Below are 23,360 nucleotides of genomic sequence, written 5' to 3'. Positions count from 1 at the left end.
TGTCGAAAGCGTGCATTATCACACAGCCGGCGCGATTGCGGCACAAACAGAACGTCGTTTTTCAATCACGCAGGCGGCAGATCAAAGACGTGGCGCAGATAAGTCAGATAGGCCGGATCGTCGCACATGGTTTTTTCCGGCTCATCCGAGACCTTGGCCACCGGCTGCCCATTACAACGCACCATTTTCATGACGATCTGCAGCGGCTTGACACCCAGATCGTTGGTCAGGTTGGTGCCAATCCCGAAGGACACTTTGCAGCGTCCGCTAAAGCGTCGATGAATATCCATGGCCACCGGAAAACTCAGGCCGTCGGAAAACACCAATGTCTTGGTGGACGGATCGACCCGGTTATTGCGGTAGTGGGCCAGCAGCCGCTCGCCCCATTCGAACGGATCACCTGAATCATGCCGAGCGCCATCAAACAGCTTGCAGAAATACATATCGAAATCACGCAGGAATGCATTGGTTCCGTACACATCCGATAGCGCAATCCCCAGGTCGCCCCGATACTCCATGGCCCACTTTTCCAGGGCAAACACCTGGGAGTCGCGCAAGCGCGGCCCCAATGCCTGACAAGCCTGCAAGTACTCGTGGCCCATGGTTCCCAAAGGGGTGACACCATATTGCTTGGCCATCAACACGTTGCTGCTGCCCGCGAAGTTGATGCCCATCTGTTTTTGCAATGTCTGCACCACTTCGTGATGCCACTCGCCGGAAAAGCGGCGCCGGGTGCCGTATTCGGCCACCTTGAAGTTGGCCATATCGGCCGAGCTGGTAATCAGCTGGATTTTTTCCTCAAGGCGTCGTCGCCCCTCTTCGTAGTCCAGGCCCGGCGCCTTGTTGCGAAAATACACCTCATTGACAATGGCCAGTACGGGTATTTCGAACAGGATGGTGTGCAGCCAGGAGCCTTTGACCTCGATCGAGATTTCGCCCGGTTCCTGGCCTGGCGTAACAGAAATGCATTTTTCGGGCAGATGAAACAGCCCCAGAAACTCGACGAAATCCCCTTTGATAAAGCGCAGATTACGTAGATAGTCCAGCTCATCTTCGGAAAACTTGATTTGGCACAAATCGTGGATTTCACTGCGAATTTCTTCGATATACGGCTGCAGGTCAATGCCTTTGGAGCGGCATTTGAAGCGGTATTCGACGTGGGCCCCCGGAAAGTGATGCAGTACCACCTGCATCATGCTGAACTTGTACAGGTCTGTATCGAGTAGGGATTGGATGATCATGATAACGTCATAGGTGTTTTCATAACCATATCACAGCTATAGGGTTTTGAGCATATTCCCCTAAAGATTAGGTAAAATCCTAATTTGACAAATAAATATTTAATCTGGAGTGGTAATGACTCACGTCGTGACCGAAAACTGCATCAAATGTAAATACACCGATTGCGTCGATGTCTGTCCGGTGGATTGCTTCAAGGAAGGCCCCAATTTTCTGATTATCGATCCAGACGAATGCATCGATTGCGCCGTCTGTATACCCGAATGTCCTGCGAACGCCATTTTTGCTGAAGAAGATGTACCTCAGGACCAAATGAAGTTTATCGCCATCAACGCCGAACTCAGTGCTGATTTCCCCACCATCAGCCGGTCCACCAAGCCTTTGCCTGACGCCGATGAATGGAACGGAAAAGAAAATAAACTGCAATATCTCGAACGCTGAAGGAAGGCCACGCCCCGCCGTATGACACAGGAAAAATACACAAGCCAGATCGTCACCGCCCGAACAGAATGGATTCCCGGAAAACTTTTCTCGATTGTTACTACCAAAGATCCCGCATTCACGTTTGTTCCCGGCCAGTTCGCCCGGCTTGGCCTGCCGGAAAATCCGCAGATCGATGGCAAACCCGACATCTGGCGTGCTTATTCCATGGTCACTCCACCGCATGCCAATGAATTGGCGTTCTATTCAATTGTGGTCCCGGATGGCCAATTCAGCCCGCGCCTGCATGATCTGAAGGTAGGCGATGCCGTGTATATCGACAAAACCGCATTCGGCTTCATGACCATTGAGCGATTCCCCCAAGGGGGGAACTTGTGGATGCTGGCCACGGGCACCGGCCTATCTGCATACCTGCCCATGCTGGACGATCCGCAGACCTGGCAGCAGTTTGAACGCATCATCCTCGTGCATGGCGTTAGGCAAGCCAATGAACTGGCCTACCAGGACGATATTGCGCGCTTTGCCCGGACCCATGCGGCCAATGACCAACAGTTCGTGTACCTGCCCCTAGCCTCGCGCGAGCCTTTGCCGGGCATGCCGCAGGCGCGCATTACCTCATTGATCGAATCGGGTGAACTGGAACAACTGGCTGGCGCCAGCCTGGATCCGGCGCTCGCCCGTGTCATGCTCTGCGGCAACCCGGCAATGGTGAAGGACGCTCGCAAAATCCTTGCCGACCGCAACTTTGCTCCGGGCCGACGCGGCGTTGCCGGTACCCTGGCCGTGGAAAACTACTGGTAAGGATCACGGACACCGGCAAGGATCATAGGCATATTTGCGGGCGTTGTGGCCAGTCGGGCGGGTAACCCCGTATATAACCGCATGGTATTTCATGAAAATTCTTGGTAATATTTGCTCGTATCTATTGCTGCGCAGCAACATATGATCGTTTCTTGGCGATTCTTAACAAATGCGCACGCATATTTCACATTCTTGCCTATAGTGAGTGTTAGAATTTTTTCATTGAACGCCGACCTTCGTTGGATATGGACCGAACATGATCATGCTTTACCAGCTCCATGAGCTAACCCGCAGTTTTCTTACGCCGATGGCATCGTTCACACAAATCGGGTCCAACCTCTTTACCAACCCGTTCAGTCCCTACACCTACCTCCCTCTGTCAAAAAACATTGCCGCCGGCTTTGAACTGTTCCATCGCCTGGGCAAAGATTACGAAAAGCCCGAGTGGAATATCGACACGGTCATGGTGGGTGGCAAAAAAAGCACCATCACGATTACCACCACGCGAGCCAAGCCCTTCTGCAATCTGATTCACTTCGAACGCGAACACAGCAAGAATCCGGGCGGCGATCCAAAGGTGCTTATCGTGGCTCCCCTGTCGGGCCACCATGCCACGCTTTTGCGCGACACGGTCAAAACCATGCTGACCAGTTTCGATGTCTACATTACAGACTGGGTAGACGCCCGTATGGTGCCGCCCAGCAAGGGACCATTTCACCTGGACGACTACGTTGACTATGTCCGTGAATTCATCCACGTTGTCGGCCCCGACATGCACATCATGTCCGTCTGCCAGCCCACCGTACCGGTGCTGGCCGCCGTCTCGCTCATGGCCTCTGCCGGTGAACACGACGCCATGCCCAAATCCATGATCATGATGGGTGGCCCCATCGATACACGACTGTCGCCCACACAGGTCAATAGCCTGGCAGACTCAAATCCGTTCTCGTGGTTCGAAAACAAGCTGATTCACGTTGTGCCCGGCCGCTACCCCGGCGCCGGCCGCAAGGTTTACCCCGGTTTTCTGCAACATGCAGGTTTTGTGGCAATGAATCCGGACAAGCATATGGAAGCGCACTATGACTTCTACATGAACCTGATGTCCGACCAGTTGTCCGAAGCAGAACATCACCGCCGGTTTTATGACGAATACAATGCCGTGCTGGATCTGCCCGCTGAATATTATCTGGACACCATCCGCGTCGTATTCCAGGACCACCTGCTACCCAAGGGAGAATGGAAAGTACACGATGAATTGGTCAAACCGCAGGACATTGCCCACTCCCGCCTGCTGACCATCGAAGGTGAAAACGACGATATCACCGGCTATGGCCAGACCGAAGCCGCCCAGAAACTGTGTTCCGGCCTCAAAAAAGAGGACAGAAAGCATTTTCTGGCCAAAGGCTGCGGCCACTACGGCATATTCTCCGGCTCCAAATGGAGAAAACAGATTTTCCCCGTAGTGGAAGCTTTTATCACCGAAACCGAAGAAAAGAGCGTCAGTCAGGCTGTTGCCGCCGCCTGAAAGCAACTGACACTGCCATTTTCGGTACAATGAAAGGGACGTGGCTCTGGCCGCGTCCTTTTCTTATTGCTCCCTATGAACCACGCCCTCCTCATCGACCGCATAGACGCGGTGTTACCCCAGACGCAATGCACCCAATGCGGCTACGACGGCTGTCGTCCGTACGCACAGGCCCTGGCGGCGGGCACCACGCTGATCAACCGCTGCCCACCCGGTGGCGATGCCGGCATTGAAAAACTCGCAGCGGTGCTCGATACCCCCGTTTTGCCGCTGGATGAAACCTGCGGCCAGCCGGGGCCCCTGCTCGTGGCGGTGATTGATGAAACGCATTGCATCGGCTGTACCCTGTGCATCCAGGCCTGTCCTGTAGACGCCATTATGGGGGCCAATAAATTCATGCACACAATCATCCCTGATTTGTGCTCCGGTTGCGAGCTGTGTGTTGCCCCCTGTCCGGTAGACTGCATCGCCATGGTCGATGCCAATCGCCCATGGACGCAAGAGGACGCCGACGCTGCCCGAACCCGCCATGAACAGCGGGCACACCGCCTGCAACTGAATGCCCGGGAAAAAGAAGAACGGATGCGCCGTGCTGGCGCCCAGGCGGCCACCTCCAGTCAGCAGACAGATGCCCAGGCTGCCCATCCCGAACAACCTGCCGATCACCAGCCACAATCGAACCAGGCGCCCACGGCAGCGCCAACAGCCGAAGACGCCAAAAAAGCAGCCATTGCACTGGCGTTGCAACGAGCACGCGCACGTCGCAAAACCACAAATCAATCGGGTAGTACTTCATGAATGCAGCAAAACGCAGACTCATTTTCGAAAAACTGGCCGCTGCCAATGCCAACCCCACCACAGAGCTTGAGTACGAAAACACGTTCCAGTTGTTGATCGCCGTTTTGCTTTCGGCTCAGGCGACCGACAAATCGGTCAACCTGGCCACCCGCCATATTTTCAACACCTGTAAAACTCCACAAGATATTCTGGATATGGGGTTGGACACCTTTACCGAAAAGATTCGCACGATCGGTCTTTATAAGACCAAGGCCAAAAATGCACTGGCAACCTGCGCTATCCTGCAGGAGCAATACCAGGGCGTTGTGCCCGATAATCGCGAAGCGCTCGAGACACTACCCGGCGTCGGACGAAAAACCGCCAACGTTGTCCTCAATACCGCTTTTGGCCAACCGGCCATGGCCGTGGACACGCATATTTTTCGCGTCTCCAATCGAACCGGCCTGGCTCCAGGAAAAAACGTCAGGGAAGTCGAAGACAAACTCATGCGCTTCGTACCCAAGGAATACTTGTTGGATGCGCATCATTGGCTGATTCTACATGGCCGGTATATTTGCGTGGCGCGCGCGCCCAAGTGCACGCAATGCGGGATTGAAGACCTGTGTGAATTCAAAGAAAAGAATCTGGGGGGCGCTAAGCGTCAACCAGCAAAAAAAACGGGCACGGCCCGGCCAGCAAAGAAAGCCGCATTAAAAAAGACAGCGAAACCGGTCAATAAGACGATTAAAGAAGCGGCATAGCGGGGCTGCGCAAGCTTTTGTGTCCTGTGGCCAAAAACCAGGCAGCCCCATTGTGCTTTTGCAAAAGCACATGCAAAATTTGGCCTACAAGGCATCCCCAGCGCAGTTATACGAGTCGGATCAATCCTGCGCCTTGTTGCTGTGACCCAGTCCCAGATAACTTTGCGCTACCTTGGGATCGGCACGCAGAATCTGCGATGAGCCTTCCATCGCTACCTCGCCCATTTCCAGAACATAACCGTAATCAGATGCCTGCAGGGCGGCACGTGCGTTCTGCTCGACCAACAGTATCGACACGCCGGTCTCGCGCAGTCGCAAGATAATGCGAAACACTTCCTGCACCACACGCGGCGCCAGCCCCAGACTGGGCTCATCGAGCATGAGCAACGTAGGCTTTGCCATCATCGCTCGTCCCACGGCCAGCATTTGCCGCTCACCACCCGAGAGCGTGCCGGCGCGCTGATCGCGACGCTCCAGTAAACGCGGAAACAGCTGGTAAACCTGGTCCAGCGTATCGCGCCAGCCGGCAACGCGCTGACGATACTGACGAAACCCGCCAAGCAGCAGATTGTCCTGCACCGACATGCTGGTAAACAGCTCGCGCTTTTCCGGCACCAGGCACAGGCCTGCCGCCACGCGCTCTTCCACGGGCATCCGGCTGATGTCCTGCCCGCGGTATAGAATGCGCCCGTGGGCGCGACCGGATGTGGGCAAGGCGCCCATCAGGGTATTGAGCAGCGTTGATTTGCCGGCGCCATTGGCGCCAATCACCGTCACGACCTGCCCCTGGTCCATGGCCAGAGATACGTCATTGACCGCAAGCACCTTGCCGTACTGCGCATTAATATTATGTGCTTCCAGTAACCGGCTCATACGCGTACCTCATTATTGTCGGTCGTGTCGATCGCAATTTCATCTGTGATAACATCATCATCAATCCCGCCCAGGTATGCTTGCAGGACTTTGTCGTTCTGCTGAATCTGTGCCGGCGTGCCTTCTGCAATTTTTGTGCCGAAATCCATCACTACCAGATGGCTGGTCAGTTTCATTACAAAGTCCATATCGTGCTCTACCAGCAGGATGCTCATGCCTTCGTCACGTAATCCGGACAACACCGCAGCCAGCTCCTGCTTCTCCATATAGCGCAGGCCCGCTGCCGGCTCATCCAGCAACAGCAGTGTTGGATCAAGCGCCAGCGCCCGTGCTACTTCCACGATCCGCTGTTTTCCCAGCGACAGATTGCCGGCCAGCTCGAACATGCAATCGCCCAGCCCAACCCGTTCCAGCTGAACAGCTGCTTCGCGCAGCAGGGCTGCCTCATCACGCCGATCCAGCCGCAATATGCTGCGTATGGCACCGGCAGAGCGCCGCAGATGCGCACCCAGCGCCACATTCTCCAGCACACTCATCTGCGGTAGCAATTGGGTATGCTGAAAGGTGCGCGCGATCCCCAGTCGGGCAATATCTTCTGCTTTCGTCGATTGCAAGGGTTTGTCGCGAAAAACAATCGAACCGCGCGTCAATGGCGTGACCCCGGTAATCAGATTGAAGGTCGTGCTTTTACCCGCGCCGTTGGGTCCGATCAGACCCACAATCTGACCGGCAGCGATGCTAAAGGAAATGTCGTTCACTGCCACCAGCCCGCCAAACTCCTTGCGCAACTGCGCTACCTGCAGCAACGGGCGGCCCGCTGGCGGCCTGTCGGTTTTAGGCAGCAACGGGGCATCGGCCCACCATTGCGTTAAAGCGCCACTGGCCGCTTTGCGTTCGCTGCCAGAAAAAAAACGGGTCACGATTGGCCATAGCCCTTCCCGCGCATGATGCAACACCAGCACCACCAGTACGCCAAATACAATGAGCTCGAAATTGGTCGAGGTATCGAACAGGCGTGGCGCAATATCCTGAATCTGGTCTTTGAGCGTCAGAATAACGGCGGCGCCGAAAATGCCGCCCCAGACAGAAGAAACACTGCCCACCACCATCATGAACAGATACTCAATGCCATAATTGATGCCAAACGTGCTGGGGCTGACAGCACGCTGCTCGTGCGCATACAACCAGCCGGCCAGACCGGCCAGCACGGCTGCGTACACAAAGGCGATTACCTTATAGCCGAAGGTATGCACCCCGAATGAAGCGGCCATTTTTTCGCCGTTTTTCAAGGCGCGGATGGCCCGACCGCTGCGTGAATCGAGCAAGTTGATTGCCGTCCAGGCCGCCAGCAACACCACCAGCCAGATCAGATAATAAATACTCTGGGCCTGTAGCAAGGGGTAACCAAATAACGAAATTGGCGGAATACCGGGTATGCCGTCATGACGTCCAAGAAATGGCATGTTCCCGTACAGGTAATAGAAAATCAGACAGACGGCGATCGTGGCCAGCGACAGGTAGTGCCCTGACAGGCGCAATGTCACCTGTGCCAGTACAAACGCCAGCAGCAGAGTAAGCACAATGCCCAACACGAGCCCCAGCCAGGGGGATCCGTCCATGGTGGCAGACAGCCACGCGGTGGCGTAGGCTCCGATACCGACAAACGTTGCCTGGCCAAACGAGGTCAGCCCGCCCACGCCGGTTAACACGACCAGTCCGATCACAACCAGACTGGCAATGCCGATCGCATTGAGTTGATTGATCCAGAATTCAGGTACGCCGGGCACCACCGGCAGCAAGGCCAGCAGAAAAATGAACACCAGTACAGACCATTTTTTCATGGCTTACTCCTCTTCGTCGTGACGAGTGGTCACAGACAGAATCAGCAATACCGGTATGATCAGCGCAAAAACAATCACTTCCTTGTACTCACTTGCCCAAAAGGTCGAAAACGATTCAATGATGCCCACCAGCAGCGCACCCGCGGCTGCGATCGGATAGCTCATCAGTCCACCGATGATGGCCCCCACAAAGCCCTTCAGACCAATCATGAAACCTGTTTCGTAGGTAATCGAAATAAACGACACAATCATGATGCCCGAGAGCACTCCGACAATGGACGACAGCAGAAAGGTCAGGAAACCGGACATATTGGTACTGATGCCGACCAGTCGCGCGCCGCGCCGGTTCACCGCCGTCGCCCGCAATGCCTTGCCATGCAGGGTATAGCCGAAAAACAGCCACAGGGCAGCGATAATGACAGCCGTCATAGCGATCACGAACAGGCTTTGATACGTCCAGTTCAGGCCGAACAGTTCAAGCTGACCGTCAAAAAATGGCTGGGCAACCAAACGCCCTTCGGCACCAAAAAAAGCCAGGCCCATGCCAACAAAAACAAAGTGCACGGCAATGGAAATCACAAAGAGCGCCAGCACCGAACTATCAGCCATGGATTCATAGGCAAGCTTGTAAAGCATGGGACCCAGCGGGACGACCAGGAACAATGTCATCAATGCCTTGATCCAGAGCGAAGGCGTTGTACCCAAAACAGCCGGCACCGCGAAGAATACGATAATGGGCAACGCCAGGCAAAACAGCGCAGACCTGACCAGTGTCGCCGCGGGCTTGCCCTGGAACACCAGCCACAGTTCGCGCGCAAAGACCAATAAACCGGCGATCACGAGCAGCCAGCGGGTTCCCGGCACCTGATCATCGGCCAGGACCGCAAAGGTGAGCGCGCCATAGGTCACGAACTCTCCCTGCACAATCAGAATAATGCGCGTGACAGCAAACACCAGTACCAGCGATACTGCCAGCAATGCATAAATGACGCCCGTCACCAGCCCGTCCTGCATCAGAATCTTTGCAATTGACCAATCCATTATCTTTCCGTTGTTTTGCCTGCAGTTTTTTTTCTCAGTTCAGGTCCTGGGCAAATTCCCATTGGCCGTTCTTGACTCGCAGCAGTACCCGCGCGCGCTCGTCCAGCCCGGAGTGATCTTTGGCAGACATATTAAATACGCCATGCACGCCGACCACATCCTTGGTATTTTCCAGCGCATCGCGTAGCGCCTGGCGAAAGCCCTCGGTACCAGGTTTGGCGCCACCGGCCAGCGCCTTGGGGATAGCGGCTGCAACCAGCGCGCCTGCATCGCTCATATGCCCACCGAACCCGCTGACCGAGCCCTTGCCATATTGCGCCTCATATTTCTGTGTGTAGTCCAGGCCAGTAGCGCGCATGGGGTTGGCCTGCGGCAATTGATCCGCAACCAGGATCGGGCCTGCCGGTAAAACCAGGCCTTCGCAGGCGCTGCCGCACATTTTCAGAAACTCGCTGTTGCCGGCCCCATGGGTCTGATAAATCTGACCTTTATAACCGCGCTGCTTGAGCTCGCGCTGCGGCAACGCAGCAGCAGTACCCGAGCCTGCAATCAAAATGGCATCGGGCTTGGCAGCCAGCAGTTTGAGCACCTGGCCGGTCACACTGGTGTCAGGACGAGCATAGCTTTCCGTTGCCACGATCTCTATCTGCTTGCCCTGCAGCGCATTTTTGAGTTCCTTGAGCCAGTTCTGGCCATAGGCGTCGGAAAAACCGATGAAACCGATTTTACCGCTTCCGGCTTTTTCCATTGCCTGCACCACGGCGGTGGCCATCAAGACATCGTTCTGTGGTGTCTTGAACGACCAGGCGCGCGCGCCCTCCACAGGTTGAACAATGCTGGCGCTCGCAGCCAGGCTGATCATGGGAATTTTCTTCTCGGCGGCAACATCGATCATTGCCAGCGAACCGGGTGTGGCAGTGGTGCCGATAATCACATCTGCATTATTTTCGCTGATCAGCTTGCGCATATTGCGCACTGCCTGCGTAGCGTCGGTCGCATCGTCAAGAATGGTATAGTTGACCTTGGTTGATCCGATCTGACGCGGCAGCAGCGCCACGGTGTTGCGCTCGGCAATACCCAGCGAGGCGGCCGGACCGGTCGCCGATACGACGACGCCCACATTGACCGTTGCGTCCTCGGCAAAAACCGAATGAGCGCTGGCAGCAAGCGCAATACCAAGCAGGCAGGGCAGGAACTTTTTCATGATTTGTCTCTCAAATATTATGATTTCGCTTAATTACAACTGTCTATAAGATAATCGGATGCACGCTATAGTCAGAACATGGGACAATAATATGTCACACTTAAACGCGTAATCATACAGTTTTGTCCTGGTAATTCAGGAATGTGGCCCCAATTTACTTTAAAATAGAATGGTTACAGCCTGCATTTTTGAATACACCGCGCAAAGCGTGCGGCCGGCAGGCTGCAGGCATTTTATTTAAGAAAACCCGGTACGGCGACCCATTGTCACAGCCGCCACCGTTTTTGATGTAAAGGGCACCATTGAAAGTCATCAAGTCCGAACAGCAATGGCGTGAACTGCTCTCTGCGGAAAGCTATCACGTTACGCGGCAGAAAGGCACGGAGCGCGCCTTCACCGGAGAGTACTGGGATCATTTTCAGTCTGGTATCTACACGTGTGTCGCCTGCGGGACGCCACTGTTTGCATCAGATACGAAATTTGACGCCGGTTGTGGCTGGCCGAGCTATTTCGAACCCCTTAATCCGCAAAATGTCCGCGAAGAAGTTGACACCTCGCACGGCATGACGCGCACTGAAGTACTGTGCAACGTCTGTGATGCGCATCTTGGCCATGTTTTTCCCGATGGCCCTCCTCCCACCGGCCTGCGCTATTGCATCAATTCGCTGTCCCTTCGCTTTGACCCTGTAGAATGAAAAAGCTCCTGTTTGATTTTTTCCCACTGGTCCTCTTCTTTGTGGCCTTCAAGGTTGCAGATATTTACGTGGCAACCTGGGTTGCCATCGCCAGCAGCGTCTTGCAGATCCTGTGGCTGAAATTGCGCGGCCGCCCGATCGAAGCCACCAACTGGATGAACGTGATCATCATTGTAGTGTTTGGCGGCGCCACCATTTATTTCCATAACGATACCTTCGTCAAATGGAAGCCCACCGTGCTTTACTGGATGTTTGCCCTGATCCTGCTGGGCGCGCGTCTGGTGATGAACAAAAACGTATTGCGCAAAATGCTGGCCACGCAAATGAGCCTGCCAGACCGCATTTGGGATCGCCTGTCTGATACCTGGGCCGGCTTTTTCTTGTTTGCGGGGGCCCTCAATTTGGCGGTGGCATTCTCCGGCTACTTTACGCAGGACCAATGGGTCACGTTCAAGGCCTTCGGCATGACCATCCTGCTGGTGATCTTTGCGATTGGCCAATCGGTCTGGCTGGGACGGCATATGCAGGAAGTGCCCGCAACCCCCGGGCCCGCTGCCTTACCGGAGAAAACCAATGACTGACACAGATCGCATCGCGCTGATCCGTGAGCGCCTGGCCTCGCTTGAACCCCAGACGCTTGACATTGAAGACGAGTCCCATCTGCACAAAGGGCATGCAGGCGCCAGCAATGGCGCGGGCCATTACCGCCTGAGCATCCGCTCTGCCCGCTTTAATGGATTGTCCAGGGTAGCCAGTCAGCGTCTGGTCTATGACGCGCTGGGAGATTTGATTCCCTACCCGATTCATGCACTGTCCATACAGACCCAACCGATTTCTTAACCAAAAGGAAAACTATGAAACGTTTTATTTTACTTGCTGTAACTTGCGCCATGACAGTCCCGGCCTTGGCCCAGAACGTGGCCACTGTGAATGGTAAAGCTATTACCAACGATCAGGTAGATACGGCAGTGAAAACGCTCATTGCCCGTGGTGCGACAGACAGCCCTGCGCTGCGCGAACAGATTACAGAACAGCTGATCAACAGTGCCGTCCTGTCCCAGGAAGCCGAGAAACAGGGCGTAGACAAAAACCCTGAAGTGCAGTTCGCCATCGAAAATGCCCGCCAGGAAATCCTGATTGGCTCCATGATGCGTGACTGGGCCAAGACCCACCCTGTCAGCGACGAGGATGTAAAAAAAGCCTATGACGAGTTCAAGACTCAGTCCGCCGGTGAACAGGAATATCAGGTCAAGCATATCCTGGTCAAAGACGAAACTGCCGCCAATAAGCTGCTCAAAGATATCAAGGCCAAAAAGGTCAGCTTTGCCGATGCAGCAAAGAAAAACTCCATTGACCCTGGGAGTGGCAAAAACGGGGGTGATCTGGGCTGGGCTCCTGCCGAAAACTACGTACCTGAATTTGCCGAAGCAGTAAAAGCGGCAAAAAAAGGTCAGTTGCTGGACAAGCCTGTTAAAAGCCAGTTTGGCTGGCACATCATCCAGGTGACAGACTCACGTCCGGTCAAAGTGCCAACCCTGGAAGAAGCCAAACCCCAAATCAGCCAGATGCTCAGTCAGCAGTCACTGCAGGAACAGATGAAAAAACTGCGCGACGAAGCCAAGATTGAGAAAACCGCTGCCGAAGGCGCCGCCGAAAAACCCGCTGCGGCTCCCGCAGTAGAGGCACCCAAGCAGTAAGGTATTGTAAGTCGGGTTCTTTATCCGATTTACCCTGTCACTGACGACTATCCCCCATCTACCCGTTATCAGGGCCGATGGGGGATTTTTTATTGTGGGGTCAGGATGGGATCCTGATACGGGCAGCCTGACAGACAGCATCAGTCACCTTTTTGATGTGCCAGAGAAAGGACACGCGCTGCTGCAGCTTACCGCCAGGGTACGCATCAAACGAATTTTCCCGCAAACAGAGCCGGCCGGGTAACCAACCTGCGCACCCTATCGCGCAAGATTCAACAGTTACACCAGCGCATCCTGCTATAGCTTGATCTGTGTAATCTGAGAGATGAGAGGACGAGCGACGCCGATAATCGGGATGTCAGGCACTACCGGCATTGGCCGACCTGTGCCGCCTTATTGCCTGAGCAAGTCCAGCAGGCCTTCTTCGTCAAGTACCGGCACGGACAAGTCGCGGGCCTTCTCCAGCTTGCTGCCAGCCTCTTCACCCGCAACCACATAGCTGGTTTTTTTTGATACGCTGCCGCTTACCTTGCCGCCTGCTTCCATGATCAGTCTACCGGCCTCGTCGCGCGTTAGCGTTGGTAGCGTACCCGTCAGGACAAACGTCTTGCCCTGCAACACCGTGCTTTTGACTGACTCGGGCATTTTGACAGTCACGCCGGCTGCGCGCAACGCATCCAGCACCGCAATGTTATGGGGTTCAGCAAAAAAAGCCCGCAGCGACTCGGCGACCACCGGCCCGACATCATTAACCTGAAGGAAAGCGGCTTCATCGGCGGCAATCAGGGCATCAAGTGAACCAAAGTAACGCGCCAGATCCCGTGCCGTTGTTTCGCCAACATGGCGGATGCCCAGCGCATACACAATGCGGGACAGTTCTACGTGCTTGCTTTCTTCAATGGCCGCGATCAGGTTTTCTGCCGATTTGCGCCCCATGCGCTCCAGCCCCATGACCTTTTCTACCGACAGCGAATATAGGTCGGCAATCGAACGAACCCAGTCATGATCGACCAGTTGGTCGATCAGCTTTTCACCCAGCCCTTCAATATCCAGGGCCTTGCGTCCTGCGGCGTGCAGCAAGCTCTGCTTGCGTTGGGCGGCACAAAACAGGCCTCCGGTACAGCGGGTCGCCGCTTCATCAGGCAGGCGTTCCACCGCAGAGCCACAAACCGGACACTGTGTCACCATGGCAAACAACTGTGCATCTGCCGGTCGCATTTCCAGTACCGGGCGCAGCACTTCCGGGATCACGTCGCCAGCCCGGCGAACGACCACGGTATCACCAATTCTCACATCCTTGCGGCGGATTTCGTCTTCGTTATGCAGCGTCGCATTGGTCACCGTCACGCCACCCACAAAGACAGGCTGCAGCCTGGCCACCGGCGTGAGCGCGCCGGTGCGACCCACCTGCACCTCGATATCCAGGAGCAAGGTCGTCGCTTCCTCGGCAGCAAATTTATGCGCCAGGGCAAATCTGGGCGCGCGCGAAACAAAGCCCAGTTCCGTCTGTGCCTTCAGCGAATTGACCTTGTACACCACGCCGTCAATATCAAAAGGCAGGCTCGTGCGAGACTGGCCAATTTCTTCGTAAAAGGCAAGCAGCGCATCAGGGCCGGTCACGCGCTTTCGATATTTGCCCACGGACAAACCCAGGGAAGACAACCAGTCAAGCATCCCGGAATGGGTCTCGGGCAAAGGAGCAGCAAGGCCGTCCATCTGACCCCAACCGTAGGCAAAAAATCGCAGCGGCCGCTTGGCCGTGAGTCGTGGATCCAGCTGGCGCAGGCTACCTGCAGCAGCATTGCGCGGATTGACAAAGGTCTTGTCGCCCGCGGCCGCCTGGTGTTGATTGAGTTTTTCAAAGTCGCTGCGGTTCATGAGCACTTCGCCGCGCACTTCCAGCACCGCCGGAAAGCCGGGCGAGAGCGTGAGCGGGACAGAGCGCAAAGTGCGGATGTTGGACGTGACGTCCTCACCGGACAAGCCATCGCCACGCGTGGCGGCGCGCACCAGGCGGCCGTTCTCGTAACGGATACTGATAGCCAGCCCGTCCATTTTGACTTCGCAGTTATATTCCACTTTTTCTGCCGGGCCGAGCAGGCCCGCAGCACGCAGCGCATCACACACCCGCTTATCGAAGGCTGTTACTTCTTCGCTGCTGAATGCATTGCCCAGCGACAGCATGGGCACGGCATGACGAACGCTTTCGAAAAAAGGCAACGGTGCGCTGCCCACGCGCTGCGACGGAGAATCGGCGTTAATCCATTCAGGGTGTTCGGCCTCGATGGCCAACAACCGCTGCATCAGTCCGTCAAATTCCGCGTCGCTGATTGTTGGCGCATCCAGAACGTGATAGGCGTGATTGTGTGCATTGATCTGTGCACGCAGGCGCTCCAGTTCGGCCTGCAACTGTTGTTCTTTGCCCTGCGTCATGACACATGCCTTTAGGAAAAGACCCGCAAGGCGCGTGAAGAACCGGCTTGCAGGCCCTGCTGCTCCAGCTCTTCGTAAATACCGCGAATCTGCTCGTCAATGGCGTGCTCGGACCCCTCCATCACGGGACGGCCAGAATCATCGATCAGCTGGCCATCAAGGGACAGCGCCAGATCACGGGCAACCGCCATCATGCGAGCAAAGGGTGTATCATCCGGCGGACTGCAGGGAACATCCAGCAGCAGGTCCACGCGATTGACGCCGGCGTTTGCTGGGTCTTCAGCATGCTCACCCGCCAGCAACAGCACAAAGCGTGGCAGACCGTCATGGTTCATCCAGGCCAGCCCATTGCGGTATTCGGTAAAACCCTTGGCGCGCGCAACGTCGATCACACTGCGAATAGGATGTGGCTGCGCCAGTTGCACAGTAAGGCCTACTTGCGTGTCCAGATTGGCACATACCTGATCCAGTTTCCCGGCACGGCGCAGCAAGGCAGGCACATCGGGGCTTTCAACACTGGCGTCAAACTCATGAGCAATTTCATCGGCCTTGGCCCAGGCCTGTGACCATTCGATTTCGCCCAGCGCACCAGCGCGGTTAGCCAACAGAACGGCCATCTGCAATGATACGTAATTCTCGTCAGCGCGCAAATCAGCGCGATGCAGCCCGTCATCGGTCTCGGCAAAAAAGCGCAATGGCTTGGAACCGGCGTACAGGGCACTTCGGGTATAGCGGTGCAGATCGGCGCCACCAACAGGAGCGGCAAAATGCAACTCAATAACGCCTTCGGTCATTTCGTCAACGGCTTCTTCGTCGTGCTGACCATCCATATCATGGACGGGCATTGCCGCGGCCACAGGTGCAGCGGCAGGCGCTGGGGAACCTGACTCATTCAGGTCGCTGGCAAAGACCGGATCCTGCCGGTCGGCCGGCGCTTTTTGGATTGGCGCAACCGATTTACGATCCTTGAGCAGCACGTCATTTTCGTGTTCGTCGCCCATGCTGAATTGCTCGTGCATTTGCTTGCGCACCCGTTGGTCCTGCCACCAATTGAACAGCAGCACCAGCAGAATCAGCACGATTCCGATCGCAATTAAAGCCAGTTGCAAATTACTCATTGTGTGATTGACCCTTTTGTTTACGCTTCGCCAACAAGCTGTACGGCGGACTCGATATCCACAGCAACAATTCGGGAAACCCCTTGTTCTTGCATCGTAACACCGATTAACTGCTTCGCCATCTGCATGGCTATTTTATTATGAGAAATAAATAAAAACTGCGTCTGCTCGCTCATGCTGCCCACCAGGTTGGCATACCTTTCGGTATTGGCGTCGTCCAGCGGTGCATCCACCTCGTCCAGCAGACAGAATGGCGCCGGATTCAGCTTGAACAAAGCGAATACCAGCGCGGTGGCCGTCAGTGCCTTTTCACCGCCTGACAGCAAATGAATCGTACTGTTGCGTTTACCTGGCGGCTGCGCCATCACCTGTACTCCGGCATCCAGAATTTCTTCTCCGGTCATGGACAGGCGCGCCTCGCCGCCACCAAATAGCTTCGGAAACAACTCGCCAAAATGCGTGTTGACCTGATTGAACGTTTCCTGCAACAAATCACGGGTTTCCCGGTCGATACGACGAATCGCATCTTCCAGCGTATCGATGGCCTCGGTCAAATCGGCGTGTTGCGCATCCAAAAACCCCTTGCGCTCTCGCGACTCGTTCAGTTCGTCCAGCGCGGCCAGGTTGACCGACCCCAGCGCTTCGATCTGCCGGGAAATTTTCTGCACTTCGGCATGCAGCCAAGTCACTTTGGACCAGTCTTCGGGCAAATCGTTCAAATCGGCTTTGAGCGCCGCACGATCGACCTCGTGCTCGTCCAGCTGTTCGGAAAACTGCTCTACCGCCAGCCGGGCTGCCTGCTCATCCAGTTGCAGTTGCATAATATGCGCGCGACGCGGCTCCAGCGACTGCTCGGTGCGCATGCGCGTTTCGTCGGCGCCGCGCAATGTGGCAGCCAGATTGTCCAGCTCAAGACGGGCGGCAGCCAGTGCTTCCTCGCGGATCACCCGGGTTTCCAGCGCATCCTGCAGCCCGGCCTGGGTTGCTGATTCATCAAAATCAAACAGCTCTGTTTCCAGGTTTTCCAGTTCATTGCGGGCCTGGTTGATCTGGTTGCCGGCCAGGTCCCTGTTGCGCGTCAGATCAGCAATCCGCGAGGTGAGGCCGCGCTGTGTAAAGCCCGCTTCCTGTACATTCCGCTCCAGCTCGCGGATCTGCTGACGCGCAGCTTCGGCCGTTTCAGCCAGCGTCTCGCCGGCCATTTCCGCTTCAGCGTATGCTTCCTGCAGCGTGGCCAGCTCGTTGTCCAGTATTTCAAAACCGGCTTCAGATTCTTCCTTCTGGGCCAGCAACTCTTCCTGCTGTATGCGGATATCAGCCAGATCTTCGTTGATGCGTGCGTTGCGCTCTTCGCTTTGCTGCATCTGCGCGTGCAGTCTGGAATGCTCCATCTGCAGATCATGCACCCTGCGAGTCAGCTCTGACAGGCGCTGGCGCGCCGGTGTCATCGATTGCGACAGCGCAGTCCAGGCCGCTTCGCTGCGGGCCAGCTGTGTGACGGCCTGATCGGCGATCAACTGGCGCGCCTTGATTTCGCGTTTAAGGTTATCAATTTCCTGCTGGCGAGCCAGCATGCCCGACTGCTCGGAATCGGCAGCATAAAAGCACAGGCCATGCGCATCGATCATGTGCCCTTCGCGCACCACCAATTGCACGCCGACCGGCAATGATTGCCGCTGGCCCAGCGCTTCAGTCAGTGATGAAGCCGTGTAAACGCCTTGCAGCCAGCGCCCCAGCAGACTTTTGAGATCAGGATCGCTGCACCGCAACAACGACAGCAACGGCGTATGGCCCGGCAGTGCAGCCGGCAGCGCCTCGGCTGTCGGTTTCTGGTAGAACGCCAGCCGCGACGGTGGCGGATCGTCCGTAAAGGCGCGCGCCATATCCAGATCGCGCAATGGTAGTGCGGTCAGCCGTTCACGCAATACGGATTCGAGCGCCGCTTCCCAGCCCGGTTCAATATGTATTTGTTGCCAGAGCCGACCAAAGCCGGCCAGATCATGTTTTTGCAGCCAGGGTTCGAGCGCCCCCTTCTTCTGCACATCTTCCTGCAGGGCGCTGAGCGCGCTCAGCCGGGCTTCAAGCCTGGCCACATCCTGCGTTTCCTTTTGCGAATTATTTTGTGCGCTGCGGCGTGCCTCGTCCAGCTGCGGCAACCGCTCTTCCATGTCCTGCAGCGTCGCCTGCACTTCTTCGAGCTGGGCTTCGGCCGCGTTGCGATCACCGGTCAGTTGCTCAAGACGTCCCGCATCGGGACTCTGGATCTCGCCCAACTCCCGTTCCAGGCGTTCACGGCGTTGCTCCAACTGCTGCAACTGGCGGTCGGCATCACGCTGCGCCTGGGCCGTAAGCGCCAGCTTCTGCTCAACACGAGCCAGCTCGGACCGCATGGTCTCGCGGGTTGCCGACGCGCTGCGTACTTTTTCTTCCACATCTGGCATCTGGGCCTGACGCGATTCCAATTCATCCTGGACCATGGCCGCACGCTCGGCAGCAGCGGCCAGCTCTTCCTCAAGTTCGGCAATCTGTTCCGTGCAGTGCGTCAGTTGATCCTGCCACTCCTGCATTTGGGTGTTCAGTGTCGCCTTGCGCGCTTGCAGGCGGTTACGGGCATCCACCACATGGCGGATTTCGGTTTCAAGTCGGCTGACTGTGGTGTTGGCCTCGTACATGGCGGCCTGGGCCGCGTGCACTGCGTCGCTGGCCTGATAATGCGCCTGCCGGCGCTTTTCCACTTCGCTTTCTGAAGCGCGCAGTTCCGCGAGCGAGGCCTCCAGTTCGGTCTGCGCCTTTTCGATCTCGTGGGCTTTTTTCTCTTGATCGATGCGGGCATTTTCTTCCCGGATCAGCCACAGCACGTGCTGCTTTTTTTCGCCGTCGTGCTGCAGATCACGATACTTGCGTGCCACTTCGGCCTGGGCTTCCAGGCGGCTCAACTGTGAGTCAAGCTCGCGCATGATGTCTTCGACGCGGGTCAGGTTCTCACGAGTATCGCCTAGACGGTTTTCGGTTTCCCGGCGACGCTCCTTATATCTGGATACGCCTGCGGCCTCTTCCAGATATACGCGCAACTCTTCGGGTTTGGCCTCGATCAGGCGATTGATCATGCCCTGGCCAATGATGGCGTACCCGCGCGCGCCCAGACCGGTACCCAGGAAAATATCGTGGATATCCTTGCGGCGAACCTGCTGGTTGTTGACGTAATAGCTGCTGGTGCCATCGCGGGTCAGCACACGCCTGACAGCAATTTCTCCGTAAGTGCTCCACTGCCCGACGGCGCGACCGTCGCTGTTATCAAAGACCAGTTCGACCGACGCCCGTGCAGCTGGCTTTCTGTGTCCCGAGCCGTTGAAGATAACGTCCTGCATGGATTCGCCGCGCAGCTCAGAGGCGCGTGTTTCACCCAGCACCCAACGTACGGCGTCGATAATATTGGATTTTCCGCAGCCATTGGGACCGACCACGCCCACCATCTGGCTGGGCACCGGGATGACTGTAGGATCAACAAAAGACTTGAATCCAGCGAGTTTGAGTTGGGTGAGACGCACGTAGGGAACAATACAAAGTAAAAAAAAATGCCCTGAGGCAGTGCCGATACAGGTCCGGCGCGACAGTCAGGCTCCAGCCCCGTATGATAACCCAGGCGATCCGATTTGATAGTAAACAAAAGTCATAATAGCAATATTTGCGCAGGGCACAAATAGTCTCCCTCACTTGCGGTGCCACATCGATTTTTGAGCGCGAACGCAAGTCTTGTCGCGTTCTGCCGCGGCCTCGCGCGGGGCTCAATCCCCTATACCCAGCCAGCACCGGTCTGCTACGAGCCTGGCAACAAATATTTCAGCCTGCTACATGAACAAGTGGATGGATTCGATTGGCCGAATTTGTGTCGGCCCCTCATCCTGCACCGGTTTGAATCTAATTCGCCGTTGGTTGGGGTCAATGGGTAACGAAACACCACTGAACCTGATATTATGTTGCGATTGAGCACGACGGAAAAACTCGGCACCTGTCTGGTATTTCTGCCGGCATCATTTCATGACCACGACATATGGTTACTTTATCGTCTGGTGTTGCCACCGGATCCGGGTAAGCGATAACAAGTTAAAACGGGATATTCAGTTTGAAAAAAGGTTTCTTTCTCGTCATGTTGGCACAGGCGCTCTCGTCCCTGGCCGACAATGCGCTTTTTATCGCTGCCATCGCCCTTATTGCTGAACTTTCCGGACCTGACTGGATGACGCCCGCCATGAAATGGTTTTTTGCGTTCGCCTATGTCATTCTGGCTGCATTCGTTGGCGCCATCGCCGACTCTTTTCCAAAGGGTCGGGTCATGTTTGTCACCAATGCCATTAAAATTTCCGGCTGCCTGCTGATGTTCGGCTTTGCCATGATGGCTCCGTCCGACAAAAGCCTGCACGCCTACATCGTCTGTTTTTCCTATGCCCTGGTGGGCATCGGCGCTGCCGCCTATTCGCCAGCCAAATACGGCATTGTCACCGAACTGCTGCCACCGCGGGATCTGGTCAAGGGTAACAGCTGGATCGAAGGGCTCACAGTGCTTTCGATTATTTTCGGGGTTGTCCTGGGGGGCAAGCTGATCGAACCGCCCTTGTCCGATTACCTGCTGGCTCTGCCCTGGATGGCGGCCCTGGCAAAAACACCGGCCGAGGCGGCCATTGTTGTCATTGGCGGCATTTATATCCTGGCTGCGATCTGTAATTTGCTGATCCCCAATACGCACTTCGTGTATCCGAAGCAGGAATCCAATCCAGTGAAGCTGCTGAGCGTATTTGCCAGTTATGTGCGCATCCTGTGGCAGGATAAGGTCGGACAAATTTCACTGGCGGTAACCACCCTTTTTTGGGGTGCGGGCGCCACCCTGCAGCTCATTGTCTTGCAATGGGGACGAGACCACCTGCAACTGAGCATCGCCCAATCCGCCAATCTGATGGGTATAGCAGCCATCGGCACCATTGTCGGTTCGGTTCTGGCCGGCAGGGTCCCGCTGACGCGCGCACTACATGTGCTGCCTATCGGCGTTGTCATGGGCTTTTCCGTCATGTTAATGACCATAGTCAAGGACACCTGGGCGGTGTATTGCACGCTGATCCTGGTGGGCGGGCTCTCCGGCTTTTTCGTGGTGCCGCTCAACGCATTGCTGCAGCACCGTGGGCATGTCCTTTTATCGGCAGGCCATTCCATTGCCGTACAGAACTTCAACGAACAGTTGAACATACTGTTCATGGTAGCGGCCTACTGGTTCATGCTGGAAATGAACTTGCACATCAATACCATCATTATTATCTTTGGCGTCATAGTCGCAGTGCTCATGACGCTGGTGATTGCCTGGTGCTATCGCAACCAGCGACGCTATCCGGCGACCTTTGCCGAGATTGGTGAAGAAGGCCATGGCCGTGCCCAGGCCGGGCATTAGCATCTGAGCAATAGCATCTGAGCATTGTCGGGCCCGCAAGCCCGGGGTGCCGGTATTCCGGATCGCGGCCGCCACGATTGCCGCAGCTGTCCGGTTTTATGTCAGAGCGCTTTGTTTCGGAGCGCTGTTATCGGAGCGCTTGTATCGGAGCTCTTTAAGTTCAGCTGGCTTCATACGGACCACATATTTCAAATCGCCAGGTTTCAACTTATCTGATCAAGACCAGATATCCCACAGACATACCCAACAAACGCTCGGAATACTGATCCAGCCAAACGGCGGCACCGTACCGGGCCGCGCAGCAGCCAACCCATTGCGGTCGCTATCGGCCGCAGATCCGGCGCCTTATGCCGCGGTCTGCAGCAATAGCTGGCGCAGACGTTTGAGATCGACCCACGCCAGCGGCTTGGCAGCCTGGTTGGCCATCAAGTGATTTGGATGAAAAGTGACCACTACCGGAATTACCCTGCCCTGTATGGTGATCTGCAGATCCTGGATCTCACGCAGTTCGCCCACCGATTGTGTGGTGCCAAGCACAGACTGGGCCGCATTACCGAATAACAGAACGCATGACGGCTGCACCATGGCGATCTGCTGTTGCAGGTAATCGGCGCAGGCAGCAATCTCATGCGGCTCGACTGGCCGGCTCACCATTGGCCGGCACTTGACCACATCGGTAATAAACGTCGCATCACGGGAGAGGCCGATGGCGGCCAGCATATTATCCAGCAACTGGCCCGCCTGTCCACTGAGGGGCTCACCGCTGATTTCATCCTGCGCGCCTGGCGCCTGATCAATAATCATCAAGCGTGCCGTCACGCTGCCGGTGCCAGGTACCGGCTGACGGGCATGCTCCGACAGAGCGCAACGCGTGCACTGCCGGATCGTTGCAGCCAGCACCGGCCACTCGATCTGGACATCGCGCGGGGCCAACGGATCCGCCGACCGACTACCTTGGGATTCAGGCACAACGGCCCCGGGCGCACTGTCAGGCATGGCGACGCCACTGGTGGGCTCGCTCATTGTACCTCGGGAGCCATCTTCTTTCGCACGACGTGTATCGGCGCCTGCGCGGCCCGCAGGCCGACGTGGTCGCTGCATTTGTTCGCGCAGTTTTGCCAATGCCTGGCGGGCAGGCGAAACATCGTTCTGGGCCGCCGTTGCTGCGCCCGGCACCGTTTCTTTTACCGCTGCCGATTGCGTGCGGGGCTCTGCGGCGTTCGCTGAGACCGTCGCCGCAGGACGCTGATCTGAATGCGCCTGGACAGGTTCCGCTACCGATACAGCACCCGCCGCCGCAGTGTGTTTGGTGTGTGCAGCAGCAGGATGTTCGGCCACCGCGGACACCGTCAGCGCTCGCCCCCACAGACGATCAATTCCGCTCTCCTGCAACCAGAGCAGTTGCAGCGGGTTGACCGTGACATTGGCCGGATGCACCACGGGCTGGGCGCCGGCAGAAACTGAAGTTGATTCCATA

Annotated in this window: 19 protein-coding genes; 10 read left to right on the top strand and 9 right to left on the bottom strand. The window is 56.2% G+C overall.

Annotated features, from left to right (window positions below; genetic code table 11):
- Nucleotides 1-65: 65 nt before the first annotated feature.
- On the bottom strand, nt 66-1,241 hold the full coding sequence (pncB, locus tag EV681_RS08585) for a nicotinate phosphoribosyltransferase (protein ID WP_128394500.1): 1,176 nt from the start codon (nt 1,239-1,241) through the stop codon (nt 66-68).
- 115 nt (nt 1,242-1,356) lie between these two features.
- On the opposite strand from pncB, the gene fdxA reads away from it, so the two are divergent.
- From fdxA to nth, 5 genes are all read left to right on the top strand, one after another.
- Nucleotides 1,357-1,680, top strand: coding sequence for a ferredoxin FdxA (gene fdxA, locus EV681_RS08580; RefSeq protein WP_128394501.1), 324 nt, complete (start codon nt 1,357-1,359; stop codon nt 1,678-1,680).
- A 21-nt stretch (nt 1,681-1,701) separates the two neighbouring features.
- A complete protein-coding gene (locus EV681_RS08575; protein WP_130303737.1) occupies nt 1,702-2,481 on the top strand; it encodes a ferredoxin--NADP reductase in 780 nt (259 codons plus the stop codon).
- 262 nt (nt 2,482-2,743) lie between these two features.
- Nucleotides 2,744-4,006 carry a polyhydroxyalkanoate depolymerase gene (locus tag EV681_RS08570; protein WP_130304050.1) on the top strand — a complete coding sequence of 421 codons (1,263 nt, stop codon included), beginning with the start codon at nt 2,744-2,746 and terminating at the stop codon, nt 4,004-4,006.
- Nucleotides 4,007-4,081: 75 nt separating this feature from the next.
- Nucleotides 4,082-4,804, top strand: coding sequence for an electron transport complex subunit RsxB (rsxB, locus tag EV681_RS08565; RefSeq protein ID WP_130303736.1), 723 nt, complete (start codon nt 4,082-4,084; stop codon nt 4,802-4,804).
- Nucleotides 4,801-5,544: an endonuclease III gene (gene nth / locus EV681_RS08560; protein WP_128394504.1), complete on the top strand. Its 744-nt coding sequence runs from the start codon at nt 4,801-4,803 to the stop codon at nt 5,542-5,544. The genes rsxB and nth overlap by 4 nt, the downstream gene beginning before the upstream one ends.
- Nucleotides 5,545-5,664: 120 nt before the next feature.
- Here nth and EV681_RS08555 read toward each other — a convergent pair whose 3' ends face one another.
- The 4 genes from EV681_RS08555 to EV681_RS08540 are packed head-to-tail and all read right to left on the bottom strand — an operon-like array spanning nt 5,665 to nt 10,503.
- Complete coding sequence (locus EV681_RS08555) at nt 5,665-6,417, bottom strand: ABC transporter ATP-binding protein (RefSeq protein WP_128394511.1); 753 nt, start codon at nt 6,415-6,417, stop codon at nt 5,665-5,667.
- Complete coding sequence (locus EV681_RS08550; RefSeq protein ID WP_130303735.1) at nt 6,414-8,258, bottom strand: branched-chain amino acid ABC transporter ATP-binding protein/permease; 1,845 nt, start codon at nt 8,256-8,258, stop codon at nt 6,414-6,416. Before EV681_RS08550 ends, EV681_RS08555 begins: the two co-directional genes overlap by 4 nt.
- Before the next feature lie 3 nt (nt 8,259-8,261).
- Complete coding sequence (locus EV681_RS08545; protein ID WP_130303734.1) at nt 8,262-9,299, bottom strand: branched-chain amino acid ABC transporter permease; 1,038 nt, start codon at nt 9,297-9,299, stop codon at nt 8,262-8,264.
- A 34-nt stretch (nt 9,300-9,333) separates the two neighbouring features.
- A complete protein-coding gene (locus tag EV681_RS08540) occupies nt 9,334-10,503 on the bottom strand; it encodes an ABC transporter substrate-binding protein (protein WP_128394514.1) in 1,170 nt (389 codons plus the stop codon).
- 302 nt (nt 10,504-10,805) lie between these two features.
- On the opposite strand from EV681_RS08540, the gene msrB reads away from it, so the two are divergent.
- The 4 genes from msrB to EV681_RS08520 are packed head-to-tail and all read left to right on the top strand — an operon-like array spanning nt 10,806 to nt 12,895.
- Nucleotides 10,806-11,198 carry a peptide-methionine (R)-S-oxide reductase MsrB gene (gene msrB / locus EV681_RS08535; protein WP_130303733.1) on the top strand — a complete coding sequence of 131 codons (393 nt, stop codon included), beginning with the start codon at nt 10,806-10,808 and terminating at the stop codon, nt 11,196-11,198.
- Nucleotides 11,195-11,779: a septation protein A gene (locus tag EV681_RS08530; protein WP_130303732.1), complete on the top strand. Its 585-nt coding sequence runs from the start codon at nt 11,195-11,197 to the stop codon at nt 11,777-11,779. The genes msrB and EV681_RS08530 overlap by 4 nt, the downstream gene beginning before the upstream one ends.
- Nucleotides 11,772-12,038: a BolA family protein gene (locus EV681_RS08525; protein WP_128394517.1), complete on the top strand. Its 267-nt coding sequence runs from the start codon at nt 11,772-11,774 to the stop codon at nt 12,036-12,038. The genes EV681_RS08530 and EV681_RS08525 overlap by 8 nt, the downstream gene beginning before the upstream one ends.
- 14 nt (nt 12,039-12,052) lie before the next feature.
- Nucleotides 12,053-12,895 (top strand): peptidylprolyl isomerase, encoded by an 843-nt coding sequence (locus EV681_RS08520; RefSeq protein WP_128394518.1) that lies wholly within the window; start codon nt 12,053-12,055, stop codon nt 12,893-12,895.
- 393 nt (nt 12,896-13,288) lie between these two features.
- Here EV681_RS08520 and ligA read toward each other — a convergent pair whose 3' ends face one another.
- From ligA to smc, 3 genes are read right to left on the bottom strand one after another with little or no spacing between them, the layout of a single operon-like run.
- Nucleotides 13,289-15,328 carry an NAD-dependent DNA ligase LigA gene (gene ligA / locus EV681_RS08515; protein ID WP_128394519.1) on the bottom strand — a complete coding sequence of 680 codons (2,040 nt, stop codon included), beginning with the start codon at nt 15,326-15,328 and terminating at the stop codon, nt 13,289-13,291.
- A gap of 11 nt (nt 15,329-15,339) precedes the next feature.
- Nucleotides 15,340-16,446 (bottom strand): cell division protein ZipA C-terminal FtsZ-binding domain-containing protein, encoded by a 1,107-nt coding sequence (locus EV681_RS08510; RefSeq protein ID WP_130303731.1) that lies wholly within the window; start codon nt 16,444-16,446, stop codon nt 15,340-15,342.
- A gap of 20 nt (nt 16,447-16,466) precedes the next feature.
- A complete protein-coding gene (smc, locus tag EV681_RS08505; RefSeq protein WP_128394521.1) occupies nt 16,467-19,994 on the bottom strand; it encodes a chromosome segregation protein SMC in 3,528 nt (1,175 codons plus the stop codon).
- A gap of 575 nt (nt 19,995-20,569) precedes the next feature.
- Between smc and lplT the strand changes: the two genes are divergently transcribed.
- Nucleotides 20,570-21,883: a lysophospholipid transporter LplT gene (gene lplT / locus EV681_RS08500; RefSeq protein ID WP_128394522.1), complete on the top strand. Its 1,314-nt coding sequence runs from the start codon at nt 20,570-20,572 to the stop codon at nt 21,881-21,883.
- A gap of 345 nt (nt 21,884-22,228) precedes the next feature.
- On the opposite strand, the gene EV681_RS08495 is transcribed toward lplT, so the two are convergent.
- Nucleotides 22,229-23,359, bottom strand: coding sequence for a uracil-DNA glycosylase (locus EV681_RS08495; protein WP_165392978.1), 1,131 nt, complete (start codon nt 23,357-23,359; stop codon nt 22,229-22,231).
- Nucleotide 23,360 lies beyond the last annotated feature (1 nt).

The organism is Advenella incenata (assembly GCF_004217095.1).
Lineage (GTDB): Bacteria > Pseudomonadota > Gammaproteobacteria > Burkholderiales > Burkholderiaceae_B > Advenella > Advenella incenata.
This window is presented reverse-complemented; position numbering and strand designations above follow the sequence as displayed.